Origin of the sequence: Lacinutrix sp. 5H-3-7-4, from assembly GCF_000211855.2 — a bacterium.
Taxonomy (GTDB): domain Bacteria; phylum Bacteroidota; class Bacteroidia; order Flavobacteriales; family Flavobacteriaceae; genus Lacinutrix.
The window spans coordinates 2006747-2022044 of the sequence record NC_015638.1 but is presented as its reverse complement, the minus strand read 5'-3'; the positions used below and the strand labels follow the sequence as shown (position 1 = coordinate 2022044).

Below are 15298 nucleotides of genomic sequence, written 5' to 3'. Positions count from 1 at the left end.
TTAATTTAAAAGGTCTGTAATTGCTTTATCCCATTGTTTTGCTATTTCACTAATACTAAACTGCTTAACGCTATTTACACTGTTTTGTTTACAGTTTTGATATAAAGTGTCGTCTAATATAAAGCTATTCATAGCATTTTCAAAAGCTGTTTCGTTATTAGTTTCAATTAACAGTCCGTTAAATTTATGTTCTATAATTTCTCTTGGTCCAGAATTACAATCTACAGCAATAACTGGTGTTTTTAATGCTAATGATTCTAACAACACCATAGGAAACCCTTCAAAATTACTAGTTAACACTGTAAACTTTGCTTGTTTAACGTATGGTAAAGGATTTTCTACATATGGTATAAAAACTACATGCTTTTGTAAATCTAGATTTTGAGTATATTCCTTTAAAGTATCAGTATCGTTACCATTACCCAATAATACCAGTTTATAACCTTTCTCTATTAAAATTGATGCTTTATAAGTACGTAGTAAAAATTTTAAGTTTTTGTGGTGCTCATTAAGCCTTCCATAAAACAAAATATAATTAGTTAAACTAGAATTTAAATGTTGCGTTTTTTCAGCTTGTTTATTTAACGCTATAAAATCTATAGGATTATAAATTGTGCGGCAATTTTTTAAATTATATAAGCTTTTAAATTTATGTTCTGCAGCTTGAGATACTGTAATTAGCATTTCATTTTTATACAAATATTTATTAAGCCAGTTGTATTTTGAAAAAGCATGTGATGTTTTATAGTTATGTACAATGTAAATTGTAGGAATTTTATAAATGAACTTATTAATTATAAAATCTCTTAAAGCTTGAACACGCGATCTATTATCTATAATACAGTCAAAATTATGAGCTTTTAAATAGTTTTTAAAAATTAGTAATTTTTTAAATCTGCTCGCATTTATTTTTCCTAAATTAAATAATGTGCCTTTGTAACTATAATCTACAATATTTAAAACACTAACAATGTGCACTTCATGACCTAAATCATGAAGCATTTTAGATAATAAAGCACCTACTTTTTGCGCGCCACCTTGACCTAAAGACGATACGACTAGGCATATTTTTTTTTTATTGTTACTTTGCAAGCGTTTTAGTTTATTGGATGCATCAAATATAGTGAATGAAGATTTTATTAATAGGAGAATATAGCAATTTACACAATTCTTTAAAGGCTGGCCTTGAAAAGTTAGGACACACTGTTGTTATTGCTGGATTAAATGATGGTTTTAAAAATTTTCCCGTAGATATTCTTTTAAAAAAACGCTACCAAAAAGGATTTTTTAAAAAACTAAAAGTGCTTATTTATAAGCTTAGTAAAATCGATTTATATTCTTTAGATATTAAAAGGCAAATTAAAAATGCTTTACCACAACTTAGTGGTTTTGATGTTGTGCAATTTATTAACGAAAGTGCTTTTATGTGCACGCCTAATATTGAAGCGTATATTTTTAATTCAATACAAAAAAACAATAGTAAAATTTATTTGCTCTCTTGTGGTACAGACTATACAAGTGTTAACTACGCCTATAATAAAAACTTAAAATACTCTATACTTACACCGTTTTTTAATGAAAAAGGAAAAAAAAGCAACTACCAATCTGTTTTAAAATACTTAAAACCAGAATATAAAAAATTGCACGATACCGTTTTTAAAGGTATTGAAGGTGTTATTGCTTCAGATTTTGATTACCATTTACCATTACAAAACCATCCTAAATATTTAGGTATGATTGCTAACCCAATTAATGTTGATGTTTTAGAATTTAAAGCATTAACAAACTTAAATCCCATTGTAATATTTCATGGTATTAACAAAAATAATTATTACAAAAAAGGTAACGATTTATTTGAAATTGCTTTGAAGGAAATACAAAAATCTCATGGCGATAAGGTTAAGGTAATTACAACTCATAATTTACCTTACAATGAGTATATTAAAGCTTATAATGATGCACACATTATACTAGACCAGGTTTATAGTTACGATCAAGGTTATAATGCTTTAGAGTCTATGGCTAAGGGCAAGGTTGTTTTTACAGGTTTAGAAAATGAATGTTTACTGCACTATAATTTAGAAAAAAATAGCATTGCCATAAATGCTACACCAAATGTTAATGCGATAATTAAACATTTAAATGCCCTTATAGAAAACCCAGATAACATTACCAAAATAGGACATGCAGCGCAGCGCTTTGTAAATAAAGAACATAATTATATTAATAGCGCAAAACGCTATTTAGAGTTTTGGGAATCTTGAGAATCTTCTTTTTCAATTTCTGCATCTGGCAAGACTCCAAATAACGACGAACTAAAAATTAATAATATTACTCCATAATACATGACGTAAGTAACAAAGTGTGCAATATTCGCTCCTTTTACACCAAAATTATCTATAAAAAACATACTTGTTAAATACAGAATGATTACAGAAAAAGCTTCGGTAATTATATAATGCCAAAACATTCTTTTGGCTAAAAATTGATACGCTATAATAATAGATAACACTTTAACAAAATCACCTAATAGCTGCCATAAAAACAAATCACTTACTGGATCAAACTCGAATGTAAAAAGAATTTGAACTATGTATTCTCTAAGCAAATAAATAATTAAAAGTCCTCCTGCAAAAATTGGTATTATAGTTTTGTAAAACCCAAAAACTTCTTTTCTAAAACCTTTAGTAGAATTAATTTCAGAAAAACGAGGCAATATATAAAGTGTTAAAAGAGAATACACAAACATTAAATAGTATTTAGAAATACGATTCATTGCTTCCCACATTCCTGCTTCCTTTAAACCTACCTCATCTATTATGTACGACCTTATTGCAATAGCTACCAAAGGCATTACAATTGCAGAAAATAAAGCCATTATAGAATACGAGCTTAATTTTTTTACATATGCTAAACTAAATTGCGTGACTCTAACTAGTTTGGTGAAATTTTTCCTGTTTAAAATACCTACCAAGGTTATTAAAAACAATAGTGACTCTGCTATTACTACAGATATTAATGCACCATCTATTTGGTTTTGCCAGATTAAAAAAATGGTAATAACTGCTCCTAAAATCTGCCCAAATATGTTAAAAACAATTAGAAACTTAAATTTTGAAAAACCATTCATTATCGAAAAACAAAGCATGTTTAACGCATAAAATGGCAGTACAATGGCAAATATTTTAATTACGTATGCATAGTCATTATACTCATGAAAAATAGAATCGTTTATATAATCTGCATTATAATATATAAACGAGCAAATTATAGCAGTTGCTATAAAACCTAGATAAAATGCTGTAGATAATGTTTTAGAGAGCTCTACTCTATTGCTTTTATTTTGTGCAATATATTTTACTACACCATTGTATAAACCTAAAATAGAAAATGATTGTGCCGAACTTACAAAGTTTCTAAGATTACCCACTAAAGCTAAACCTTCGGCTCCAACAAAAATGGCTATAAATTTAGAGGTTAAAAAACCTGCTATAATCTTAATAATTACGGAAACCGAATTAAGGGAAGCAACTTTAACTAAAACATTATTGTTTATGTAATTAAGAAGTTTTTTCAATTATAGGTATTAATTGTGGCGATAATGGTTGTAATAGCTTTGGAAGACAATATAGGACTAATAGGCAAACTAACACAATTGTTGTGTATATTTTCGGTAACAGGTAAATGTTTCGGTGTGAACGTATTAAAAGCTTCTTGTTTATGTGGTGCCACAGGATAATGAATGGCCGTTTCTATACCATTTGTTTCCATATAATTTATAAACTTATTTCGGTTTTTAACTAAAATTACAAACAAATGAAATACGTGGTTTTTAGAACCATTATAGTATGGTAACGTTATTTTTTTATTTTTAATTTCGTTTAAATACCTATTAGCGACGTCTCTTCTGGCTTCATTATCTGCATCTAACACCTTAAGCTTTTCGTTTAAAAACAGCGCTTGTAATTCGTCTAAACGTTTGTTACTTCCTAGATAATTATGAATGTATTTTTCACTGCTACCGTAGTTTCTAATAGCATTGCAAATATTTGCAAAATCTTTATTATTGGTCGTTATTGCTCCTGCATCTCCTAAAGCACCTAAATTTTTAGCTGGATAAAAACTAAACGTTGCGCAATCGCCTAAATTTCCTGCTCGCTTTTTGCTGTTATTTATTGCTCCATGCGCCTGTGCAGCATCTTCTATTACTAATAAATTATTTTTTTTAGCTAATAAATTAATACTTTCCATATTAGCCAATTGCCCATATAAATGCACAATTACTATGGCTTTAGTTTTTGCATTTATATGCTTTTCTATTTCTTGAGCATCAATATTAAAAGTGTTTATATCTGGCTCTACTAAAACAGGTTTTAAACCTACTTCTGTTATAGCTAATAGTGTTGCTATAAATGTATTTGCTGGCACAATAACTTCGTCTCCTTTTTGCAATTTTCCTAATTGCATATAAGCTTTAAACGTAATAATTAAAGCATCTAAACCATTACTTACACCTATACAATATTTTGTACCGCAATAGTTTGCAAATGCTGTTTCAAACTGTTTTACACCGTTACCTAAAATGTATTGGCCAGAATTTAAAAACTGTTGAAACTGATTTTTAAACGCTGTGTCAAACCTAGCGTTTATGGCTTGTAAATCTAAAAACTTAATCATAGCATAACGTTATTTAAAAGTTTATGATTTTTCGTTGAAATACTATAAAATTGTTGTGTTATTGTTCTTGCGCCAAAACTTTCTTTCCAGTACAACAAACCTTGATTTAATTTTTTGCCGTTGTTTTCGTTAGAAATACCAAAATCGAAATACTTTTTATTTTTAAAAGTAGTATTTATTAAGTGGTTAAATAAAAAGTCTAAACTACCCAATTCTTGTTTATTTTCTTTTGCCGAAATGTATTGCGCATGTGCTACATTTTTTGTTTCAAAAATTGTTGTTCCTGCTACAATTTCATTTTTATAATACACATTAAATTGTCTAATATTTTTAGGAAATTTATGCTGTAATTGTATTATTTCTTCTAAACTATGTACTGGCTTTTTATTGTACTTTTCTTGTAAGTTTGGTTTTAAAACGTCTTCCCAAAAAGCCTTAAAATTTTCGTCTTCTTTTATTTCTAAATCTAAAGCCTCTGCACGTTTTACACCTCTTGTTCTTACTTTAGACACAGGTTGTGAAACGGTATTATTTTCGATTACAGAAAGCACATCGGTTCTAGTGATACTTGCATTTAACAAAAACAAAATATAGTCTAACTCTTCACTTGGAACTAAATTATAAATACTTGGGATATTTTTTATATGAAGAGTTTTAATATTGTTTGTTTCTAAAAACTTTAAAAGCGCTTTAAAAGCTTCAATAGTATCGTTTAGCTTTAATGTTTTATTTAAAACCAAACCACCATAAGTTAAACCTTGATGCGAATGTAATACTGAATCTAAGGTGTTTCCGGGTAATATACCTATTAGTTTATCGGCTTTAAAAATTAATAAAGAACCATCTGTAAATCTATCTTTATGGTATTCCATAAAATCACGTTGAAATAAAAACGTAGCGTTTTTTGCTTCGGCTACAAAGCTATTCCAAAGCTTGTAATCACTAGATTGATATGTTTTAACAGTAAAAATAAAAAATAATTTTTAGTTAGCGTCTAACACTTCTGCGGAAGCGATATTTGTTTCATTTACAATGTATAACGGTCTTTTTTTAACATCTGTATTTATACGTGCAATATATTCACCTATAACACCTACCGAAATGAGTTGAATACCTCCAATAAACATTGTACTTACTATTAAAGATGTCCATCCTGCAACTTGTTGATTAAAGAAAAAGTAAGCTATTAGTGCGTATAAAATTATTGCAAAAGATAATAGAGATATAATTAACCCTAAACGGCTTACAAAAAGCAAAGGTTTATCTGAAAAGCCTGTAATACCATCTAAAGCCATTTTAATTGAACGGCTATATGAGTATCCTGTTACACCTATTTTTCTACTATCTCTATCGAATTCTACAGATGTGTCTTTAAAACCTAACCAGGCAATTTGAGCTCTTATAAATTTATTTTGCTCGGGCATTGTATTTAAAGCATCTACAACTTTTTTAGATATTAATCTAAAGTCTCCTGTATCTAATGGGATATCAAAATTTGTAATGTTAGAAAGTGTTCTATAAAACCATTTTGAAGTTGTTTTTTTTAACCAAGTTTCTCCATCACGTTTTTTTCGTTTAGCATACACTACATCAAAACCAGATTTATAGGCTTTATAAAGTTCTGGTATTAATTCTGGAGGATCTTGTAAATCGCCATCTATTATAACAATACTATCACCTGTAACGTTTTTTAAACCTGCAGACACAGCTATTTGATGACCAAAATTTCTACTAAAATCTATAAAAAAAACCTGTTCGTCTTGTGAAGCAATTGCTTTAATTTCGTTTATAGAATTATCTTTACTACCATCGTTTACAAATACAAATTCGTAATTATCTGTTATTTTAGTTACTGCTGCTACTAATCTAGTATATAATGTATCTATTATACCAGACTCATTAAATATGGGAATTATTACAGAAAGTTTTTCGGGTGTTTTCATATTTAAATCACAATATAAAAAGTAAATCTAATTATTTGTGCGTTTTTTTAGTTTTAAGAATATTAAAATAAGCATTACTCCAAACAATTTCATATTCGTTTTGCTCTAAAAACCTATTCATGGTTATATTTTTTTTAGCATCGTAAGCATTTATAATACCTTTTGTATTGGTTAAGTCTTCGGCTAAATAATTAGGTATAGGTTGCGAAAAGCGACGTGTTGTTTCAAACTTTTGTGTTACTACAATAGGATAGGTTTTTATTTCATTTTCTGCTTTGCTTATTTTTTTTTCAAATGAATAGCTATCGTAAACCCAAACCCACGAATTGTACATGTATGGTTTTGTTTCGGTTAAGAAATGAATCATAGGTATTTTATCGTACGTCAATAAATAATCGTTTGGCTTTACATATTTTTCAAGATTAACTAATAAAGCATTGGTAATTTCTGCTCTGCGTTTGGTTGTATAGATTCCTTTTGCCAAATCACTGTTTATGGTGTGCGTTTTTTTTAATCGGCTGCCTTTGTCAAAGTAAGCTTCTCTAGAAACATTTAATGCTTTAGCCAAAAAGAAAGCAACTGCTATAAAAATAACAAGTGTTGTAAATCCTTTTTTATTTAACTTAATAGTACTTACCTGAGTGTTTTTAAAAGTAATTGAGGTATGCTCTAAGTCATAAAAATAATTAAAAAAGAAAGGTACAGAAAGCCAAATACACATATAACCGCTACTTACAATTGCGCCACCGCTTCCCATTGGTAAAAACGTTAGCATTAAAATACCTAATAATGCTAATGTTTTAAAAGCTGGCTTTTGTTTTGAAAATATGGCAATAATGCTTCCTGTATATGCAATAGCGTAAGTAGTATATAAATTTCCGTTTTTAAACCATATAAACACAAAACTTAACCATATTAGAAGTAATGTATATTTAAGCCAATTGTACTTTTTTAAACCATTTTGAATAAATAAAAAAGAACAAATAATAAGTAACAACTCTCCTATTACACTAAATAGCACACGGTAATTGTAGTAATATGTTTTTAATAAACCTCCAAAATTATGTGTACTGTCTTTAGTTACGCCCAAATCAAACAAACCTAAAATTGCATTTTGCATAATTTTAAATTGGCCTAATGAAACAAGTAACAAAGCAATAACACCAAAGCCCAATATAATACCCAAAATGTAATGCAACATTGGTTTTAAAGCGTATTTTAAATGCTCTTTATTAAGAATGTAGTAAAAAGGAATTGCTAATATGAATACAAATAACGTTAAGTTTGGTATTCTAGTAAACACATTTGCGCCTATAATAAGTCCAGAAAGTATTATGAATAAAGGCTTTTTTTTAATTAATCCGTTTAAAAGATAATAAACACTAATTAGTGCTAATAGCGCTGTTAAGTGGTTATGGTAGAATATTAAAAAACCAAAATCGTTTACAAATAAAATAATAAGCATACCTAACAACACAATACGTTTAGGCATAAAGGGTTTAAATATTTTATACCCTATTAAAAAAGTAAGTGTATTAATTATTACGGTAAAAAACTTAAACCATAAAATACCACCATTAGGAAAAATAGTATACCATAAACCACCAACTACTCCAGACAGCCAATAAACAAAGTTAAATTCTATGCTAGAAGGATTGTTATAAATTTGTTGGTAAAATGTAAGAGCAAAACCATCGTCGCAAATATCAAAACCTTGAAATCCTAAAATTATTTGAAGCGCAACTATAGCGAATAATACAACAACTAAATCGTATTTATTGGTTTGTTTAAGATTAATCATTTTTACTGTTAGTTCGCGATAAAGATATAAAACTTTATAACATTCATAATGTTTTAAAATAGTGTAATTTTGTTTTTTAAAAATCTACAGATTATTATAAAATGGCAAAATCTTTTGACCCAAGACGTATTCTTGAAAATTCTATAATTTACAATACCTTCCAGTATATTGTTGGTGGCGTAAGAGCGAGAAGATTGTTTGTTGAAAATGATGTAAGATTACAAGTCAACCAAAAGATTTTAGATATTGGTTGTGGTCCTGGTTATTTAATAGATTTTTTACCAAATACAGACTATACTGGTATTGACATTGACGCTAATTATATTAAAACTGCTAAAACACGCTACCCAAATGATACTTTTTACTGTACTGCAGTTGAAGATTTTAATTTAGAAGCTCCCAATACTTTTGATGTGGTTATAGCTGCTGGCGTTATACACCATTTGACAGATTCTCAAACTTCAAGATTATTTGAGCTCGCTAAAAAAGCATTAAAACCTAACGGAAGATTAATAACTTTGGATGGCTGCTATATTGAAAAACAAAATCCAATTGCTAAAAAATTATTAGATATAGATCGTGGACAGTTTGTTAGAACTGAAGACGCTTATATTAATTTGACTAGTACTTTTTTCTCTAATGTAAATTCAAAAATAGCCAACAATTATTTTCATATTCCTTATACGTTAATGATTATGGAATGCAAAAACTAATATAAAATAGATTGGAAAAAGACTTCGAAAAAAAATACCATAAGTATGAAACCAATCATTTTTGGTTTAAGGCTAGACGCCATTATATCGCTTCGTATTTAAAAAATAAATCGAAAGATTTACACATATTAGATATTGGTTGTTCATCAGGCATTTTACTTGAAAATTTATACAGAAAAGGCTTTAAAAAAAATAACTTATATGGTGTTGACATAAGCGCAGAAGCCATTAAAAATTGTAAAACCAATGGCTTGAAAAACGCTTTTATTATGGATGCCGAAAAGATTTCTTTAGATAAAAAATTCGACATTATTATAGCATCAGATTCACTTGAACATCTAAAAAACGATGAACAAGCATTAAAAAATTGGTTAGGATTATTAAAAGATGATGGTGAACTATTAATTTTTGTACCGGCTTTTAACTTTTTGTGGAGTAATCATGACGATGTTAATATGCATTATAGAAGATATACCAGAAAACAATTAATATTAAAAGTAAAGAATAATGGCTTCCAAATTAAAACATCTGGTTATTGGAATATTTTGCTTTTTATTCCTGTTTTAATCTACAGACTGATTAGTAATCTTCTAAATATTGTTTTTAACAAAAAGGAAAAACAAAGTGATATTAATAAAATTACTTTTTTTAATGGGTTGCTTTTTAATATTCTTAAAACAGAAAACAAACTTTTAAAGTATATTACATTTCCATTTGGTGTGAGCACCTATTGTATTGTTAAAAAGGGAAATCACAACTAGTTTGGTAATAAATTATTTTTCCTCTTTATTAAAAGCTGAATTTCCTTCTTCTTCAATTAGCTCATAAACACCATAATCTGATTCACTATCTATAATATTATAACTACTATCTTTTTCAAGATGATTTAAAACAGCTATTTTATTTGATAAATATGTGCTAATGACTCTAAATAAATTCTCATTTGTTTTTAGTTTATCATCATAACTAGGAACATTATTTTCAGGTCACTTTATAACTAATAATGAAGAAAATATAGAATTCACTAAAGCAGAATCTTTTTGTTTAGTTCTACTTTCCTCAGTGGTATCAAATCCAACAAATCCACCATGGTCAGTAAGAAGAACGATTAAAGCTTCGGGATCTTCACTTATTATTAAGTTCGTCATTTCTTTTAACCAAACATAAGTTTTTTTTCAACCTAATTAAATAATTTTCTTTTTCTTAAGAATATGATTTTAATGATGCTATATGAGCAGGAGGAATTTGTTCAATAAAATAAAAATTAGACGAACTCTTATTATCTCCAATTAAATCTGTTAATTTTGAGCTCGCTAAAAAAGCATTAAAACCTAACGGAAGATTAATAACTTTGGATGGCTGCTATATTGAAAAACAAAATCCAATTGCCAAAAAATTATTAGATATGGATCGTGGAAAGTTTGTAAGAACTGAAGAAAAATATATTGCTTTAGCCTCTAAACATTTTAATACTGTTAACTCAAAAGTTGACAACTCATATTTTAATATACCTTATACTTCTATAATTTTGGAGTGCTTTTAATACATGCTAAACAATACATTTTTAAATATTAAAAAATTCATTTTAAGCAATAGAGTACTTATTTCTATTTACTGTATTTGTTTTTTGTACTTAATATTTCAAGATGCTATATATTCTCCAGATACTGCAAGCCATTTTAGGTTAGAGATTTGGCGTTCTCCAGTTTACTCATTGTTTGTATATATTTTTAATTTTATTTTTAAAGCTAATTTTAACATGGTAACTGTAGCTTTTCAGTTAATTTTAGGCTTTAGCGCAGTTCATGTTTTTTATAAAAAAATAAGTGATTTATTACAACTACCAAAAATTGCTAAGGCTCTTTTTTTAATTGTTTTAATTGTTCCATATTTTAATCCGTTAATGGTTGGTAACAATATTTGTTCTGAAGGTTTTAGCTATCCATTATATTTACTAACGCTATGTTTTGGTTTTTCATTTATAATTGAAAATAAAAATTTTTGGTATTTACTAATCACTTCAATTATATTGAGTTTAACACGTGCTCAATTTTTATTGCTTCCTATTATTTTTTCCTTTGTTTATATTTTAAAATTTAGAAAAACTTTCAAAAAAACAAAACAAAACACCCTTCTTTTTCTTCTCATTTTCTCACTAGTATTTAATGTATTAGTAGACAAAGTATACCATAAAATAACTAAAGACCAATTCGCTTCTACCTCTTCATTTTTTATAGCAAATACAGCTGCAATTTATGTTAGTAAAGCAGAGGATATAAAGGATTTAAAAACTGAAGAAACCAAAGCAGTATTTAATTTAAGTAGAACTTACAGTGAAGAAAAAGGTTGGCTTATGGACCATAATGAAACAAAATCTGCTTCTGAACTTTATAATGATTTTCATAGTAACCTTACAAAAATATGTAGTTATGCATACCACTACAAAGGCTCTGCTTATTTAAAAGAAAACAAAAATTATACTTTAAATAAAGCCAGAGTTCAGGTTGAAAAAGCAGCAAAAAACATGATGCCTGTTTTAGTATTTAATAACTACAAAAACTATTTTAAACTATACTACGGAAACTTAATACATGGTATTAAATCTCAGCTGCTATTATTATTCATAATAGTACTTTTATTTATTAGTATTGTGCAACTATTTAAAGCATTTACAAAAGACTATGCTATAGTTTTTCTATTATCAAGTTTAATACTCTCTAATGCATTAATAGTATCGTTTGGTAGCTACTCTATAGTTAGACTTTTGTTCTACCATTATGCACTTATTTTATTATTACTATTCTATGTTTCAAGAATGGTATTTACAAAATATAAAACTAGTTAATACTTACTCTTTAACTGGTCTAGAAAAAAACAAGTAATAAAAATTCACCATAAGTATAGCTGCATTAGCAATTATAATAGGCAAACCAATACGTAAAGTAGGCATTAAAAAACCATAGATTATAAATAAAATACAACCAGTCATATTAACTAAGCGAAGTTTTTTTACGTCCTTCATAGTAAATGATAACAATACCATAAATGAGGCTAAGTAGCCTATATATTCTGTACCAGTAATTCCAAATAATTCCATAATATTTTTGTATTTCTTTTCCGCATAGTAACAAACTCAAGCGGTATTTTTTTAGTTAAATTATAATTAGTGACTTTTTACAATAGCAAAAATCACAATTTATATCATAAAAAAGAGAAATACCACAAGGTATTTCTCTTTAAACTATTTATTATAATTTTAAAAAAATTATATAATTTTATTTCTTTTACGCTCGTTTTCAGTTAAGTATATTTTACGTATTCTTAAGTGGTTTGGCGTTACCTCAACATACTCATCTTTCTGGATGTATTCTAAAGCTTCTTCTAAAGAGAATTTAATTGCAGGAACAATTTTAGCTTTATCATCTGCACCAGAAGAACGTACGTTAGATAATTTTTTAGTTTTTGTAATATTTACAGTCATATCATCACCACGAGAATTTTCTCCAATAACTTGACCTTCGTAAATATCTTCACCTGGATCTACAAAAAACTTACCTCTATCTTGTAATTTATCAATCGAGTAAGGAATAGCTGTACCTTTTTCCATAGATACTAACGATCCATTTTGACGTTCTGGAATACCACCTTTTAATGGTTGATATTCTTTAAAACGGTGTGCCATAATAGCCTCACCAGCAGTAGCCGTTAATAACTGGTTACGTAAACCAATAATACCACGAGATGGCACTATAAATTCACAAACCATACGTTCACCTTTAGCTTCCATGCTTAACATTTCACCTTTACGCATAGTAACCATTTCTATTGCTTTACCAGAAACATTTTCAGGTAAATCTATAGTCATTTCCTCAACTGGTTCACATTTAACACCATCAATTTCTTTAATGATTACTTGTGGTTGTCCAATTTGAAGCTCGTAACCTTCACGACGCATAGTTTCTATTAAAACCGATAAGTGTAATACACCACGACCAAAAACCATAAACTTATCTGCACTATCTGTATCCTGTACTCTAAGTGCTAAGTTTTTTTCTAATTCTTTAGCTAAACGGTCTTTAATGTGACGAGATGTTACAAATTTTCCGTCTTTACCAAAAAACGGAGAATCGTTAATTGTAAATAACATACTCATTGTAGGCTCATCAATAGCAATAGTTTTAAGTCCTTCAGGGTTTTCAAAATCGGCAACAGTATCACCAATTTCAAAACCTTCTAAACCAACAATTGCACAAATATCTCCAGTTTGTACTTCTTCTACTTTTAAACGACCAAGTCCTTCAAAAGTATGAAGCTCTTTTATTTTATTTTTAACAATAGAACCATCTCTTTTAACTAAAGAAATATTTTGTCCTACTTTTAATTCACCTCTAGTTAAACGCCCAATAGCAATACGCCCAGTAAAGCTAGAGAAATCTAAAGATGTAATTAACATTTGAGTTGTTCCTTGTTCTATTTTAGGCTCAGGAATATGCTCAATAACCATATCTAATAAAGGCTCGATGTTTTCAGTTTCATTTTTCCAGTCATCACTCATCCAGTTATTTTTAGCACTACCATAAACTGTAGGGAAATCTAACTGCCACTCTTCTGCACCTAATTCAAACATTAAGTCAAAAACTTTTTCATGTACTTCTTCTGGAGTACAGTTTTCCTTATCAACTTTGTTTACAACTACACAAGGCTTTAAACCTAAATCAATCGCTTTTTGTAATACAAAACGCGTTTGTGGCATTGGGCCTTCAAAAGCATCTACCAATAATAAAACACCATCAGCCATATTTAAAACACGCTCTACTTCACCTCCAAAATCGGCGTGACCAGGCGTATCTATAATATTAATTTTAGTATCCTTATATACAACCGAAACGTTTTTAGACGTAATGGTAATACCACGCTCACGCTCTAAATCATTATTGTCAAGAATTAAATCTCCAGTGTTTTCATTCTCACGAAACAGTTGGCAGTGGTACATAATTTTATCTACCAAAGTTGTTTTACCGTGATCTACGTGCGCAATAATTGCGATATTTTTAATTTTAGCCATAGTATTAGTGCCTTATTTTAAGCGTGCAAAGGTACTTAATTTTTATTGATTTATATACTTTTATTTTTTTTTTAGGCATTTCCTGTTGTAGCCAATTAAAATTTGTACTAAAATTCTTGTAAAAGACTAAGCTACAAAAGGTCGCGCTATTCACTATATCTTTTTTGTGCATAAGCGCACACAAAAAAGGATGCCGTTACTATCGCTAATGCGGGCTTGCCAAAAATCAGTTTTTTAGTATTATCTTTGCAGCCTTAATTAAGAACATAGATTATGCAGTTGCAAGACATTCCAAAAATAAAACATACAAACTCAAATAATTTCTTTCTATTATGTGGACCATGCGCCATAGAAGGCGAAGAAATGGCGTTTAGAATTGCCGAGCGCGTTGTAGAAATAACAAACAAATTACAAATACCTTATGTATTTAAAGGCAGCTTTAAAAAAGCCAACCGAAGTAGAATAGATAGTTTTACAGGTATTGGAAATGAAAAGGCTTTAGAAATATTAGCAAAAGTTTCAGAAAAATTTGATGTACCAACAGTTACAGATATTCATGAAACTAGTGATGCTGCATTAGCTGCACAATATGTAGATGTTTTACAAATTCCAGCATTTTTAGTACGCCAAACAGATTTAGTTGTAGCTGCTGCAAAAACAGGAAAAGTTGTAAACTTAAAAAAAGGACAGTTTATGAGTCCTGAAGCCATGAAACATGCTGTACAAAAAGTAAAAGATTCTGGTAGCGATAAAGCTTGGATTACAGATCGTGGTACTATGTTTGGCTATCAAGATATGATTGTAGATTTTCGTGGTATTCCAACCATGAAACAATATGCACCAACCGTATTAGATGTAACACACTCCTTACAACAACCAAATCAAAGTGTTGGTGTTACTGGCGGAAGACCAGACATGATAGAAACTATTGCACGAGCAGGCGTTGTAAACAATGTAGACGGTTTATTTATAGAAACACATTTTGATCCAGCTAATGCAAAAAGTGATGGTGCAAATATGCTGCATTTAGATAATTTAGAAACCCTACTAACTAATTTAACAGCAATACGTAAAGTTGTTAACTCACTTTAAACTTATT

General features: G+C 28.8%; 14 protein-coding genes. 6 read left to right on the top strand and 8 right to left on the bottom strand.

Annotated features, from left to right (window positions below):
- A complete protein-coding gene (locus LACAL_RS09000) occupies nucleotides 1-1092 on the bottom strand; it encodes a glycosyltransferase (protein ID WP_013870417.1) in 1092 nt (363 codons plus the stop codon).
- 35 nt (nucleotides 1093-1127) lie between these two features.
- Here LACAL_RS09000 and LACAL_RS08995 point away from each other — a divergent pair, with 35 nt between their 5' ends.
- Complete coding sequence (locus LACAL_RS08995) at nucleotides 1128-2264, top strand: glycosyltransferase (protein ID WP_013870416.1); 1137 nt, start codon at nucleotides 1128-1130, stop codon at nucleotides 2262-2264.
- Here the strand turns inward: LACAL_RS08995 and LACAL_RS08990 are convergent.
- From LACAL_RS08990 to LACAL_RS08970, 5 genes are all read right to left on the bottom strand, one after another.
- Nucleotides 2240-3577 carry an O-antigen translocase gene (locus LACAL_RS08990; RefSeq protein ID WP_013870415.1) on the bottom strand — a complete coding sequence of 446 codons (1338 nt, stop codon included), beginning with the start codon at nucleotides 3575-3577 and terminating at the stop codon, nucleotides 2240-2242. The genes LACAL_RS08995 and LACAL_RS08990 overlap by 25 nt on opposite strands.
- The gene (locus LACAL_RS08985; RefSeq protein WP_013870414.1) at nucleotides 3574-4677 is read right to left on the bottom strand and encodes a DegT/DnrJ/EryC1/StrS aminotransferase family protein; all 1104 of its coding nucleotides are present in this window, start codon (nucleotides 4675-4677) and stop codon (nucleotides 3574-3576) included. The genes LACAL_RS08990 and LACAL_RS08985 overlap by 4 nt, the downstream gene beginning before the upstream one ends.
- On the bottom strand, nucleotides 4674-5549 hold the full coding sequence (locus tag LACAL_RS08980) for a GNAT family N-acetyltransferase (protein ID WP_237700983.1): 876 nt from the start codon (nucleotides 5547-5549) through the stop codon (nucleotides 4674-4676). Before LACAL_RS08980 ends, LACAL_RS08985 begins: the two co-directional genes overlap by 4 nt.
- Nucleotides 5550-5660: 111 nt before the next feature.
- The gene (locus LACAL_RS08975) at nucleotides 5661-6620 is read right to left on the bottom strand and encodes a glycosyltransferase family 2 protein (RefSeq protein WP_013870412.1); all 960 of its coding nucleotides are present in this window, start codon (nucleotides 6618-6620) and stop codon (nucleotides 5661-5663) included.
- Nucleotides 6621-6651: 31 nt separating this feature from the next.
- Nucleotides 6652-8421 carry a hypothetical protein gene (locus LACAL_RS08970; protein WP_013870411.1) on the bottom strand — a complete coding sequence of 590 codons (1770 nt, stop codon included), beginning with the start codon at nucleotides 8419-8421 and terminating at the stop codon, nucleotides 6652-6654.
- Between the two features lie 101 nt (nucleotides 8422-8522).
- Here LACAL_RS08970 and LACAL_RS08965 point away from each other — a divergent pair, with 101 nt between their 5' ends.
- The 4 genes from LACAL_RS08965 to LACAL_RS08950 all read left to right on the top strand — a co-directional run bounded on the left by LACAL_RS08965 (nucleotide 8523) and on the right by LACAL_RS08950 (nucleotide 11979).
- Nucleotides 8523-9134 carry a trans-aconitate 2-methyltransferase gene (locus LACAL_RS08965; protein WP_013870410.1) on the top strand — a complete coding sequence of 204 codons (612 nt, stop codon included), beginning with the start codon at nucleotides 8523-8525 and terminating at the stop codon, nucleotides 9132-9134.
- A gap of 11 nt (nucleotides 9135-9145) precedes the next feature.
- Nucleotides 9146-9895, top strand: a complete 750-nt coding sequence (locus tag LACAL_RS08960) for a bifunctional 2-polyprenyl-6-hydroxyphenol methylase/3-demethylubiquinol 3-O-methyltransferase UbiG (protein ID WP_013870409.1) — start codon at nucleotides 9146-9148, stop codon at nucleotides 9893-9895.
- Nucleotides 9896-10485: 590 nt separating this feature from the next.
- Nucleotides 10486-10677, top strand: coding sequence for a hypothetical protein (locus LACAL_RS08955; RefSeq protein ID WP_049791489.1), 192 nt, complete (start codon nucleotides 10486-10488; stop codon nucleotides 10675-10677).
- 3 nt (nucleotides 10678-10680) lie between these two features.
- Nucleotides 10681-11979 (top strand): hypothetical protein, encoded by a 1299-nt coding sequence (locus LACAL_RS08950; protein ID WP_013870407.1) that lies wholly within the window; start codon nucleotides 10681-10683, stop codon nucleotides 11977-11979.
- A 3-nt stretch (nucleotides 11980-11982) separates the two neighbouring features.
- Here LACAL_RS08950 and LACAL_RS08945 read toward each other — a convergent pair whose 3' ends face one another.
- The gene (locus LACAL_RS08945; protein WP_013870406.1) at nucleotides 11983-12231 is read right to left on the bottom strand and encodes a hypothetical protein; all 249 of its coding nucleotides are present in this window, start codon (nucleotides 12229-12231) and stop codon (nucleotides 11983-11985) included.
- 168 nt (nucleotides 12232-12399) lie between these two features.
- Complete coding sequence (gene typA, locus LACAL_RS08940; RefSeq protein ID WP_013870405.1) at nucleotides 12400-14199, bottom strand: translational GTPase TypA; 1800 nt, start codon at nucleotides 14197-14199, stop codon at nucleotides 12400-12402.
- Nucleotides 14200-14472: 273 nt separating this feature from the next.
- Between typA and kdsA the strand changes: the two genes are divergently transcribed.
- Entirely contained in the window at nucleotides 14473-15291 is an 819-nt protein-coding gene (gene kdsA / locus LACAL_RS08935; RefSeq protein WP_013870404.1) for a 3-deoxy-8-phosphooctulonate synthase, read from the top strand.
- The last annotated feature ends 7 nt before the right edge of the window (nucleotides 15292-15298 follow it).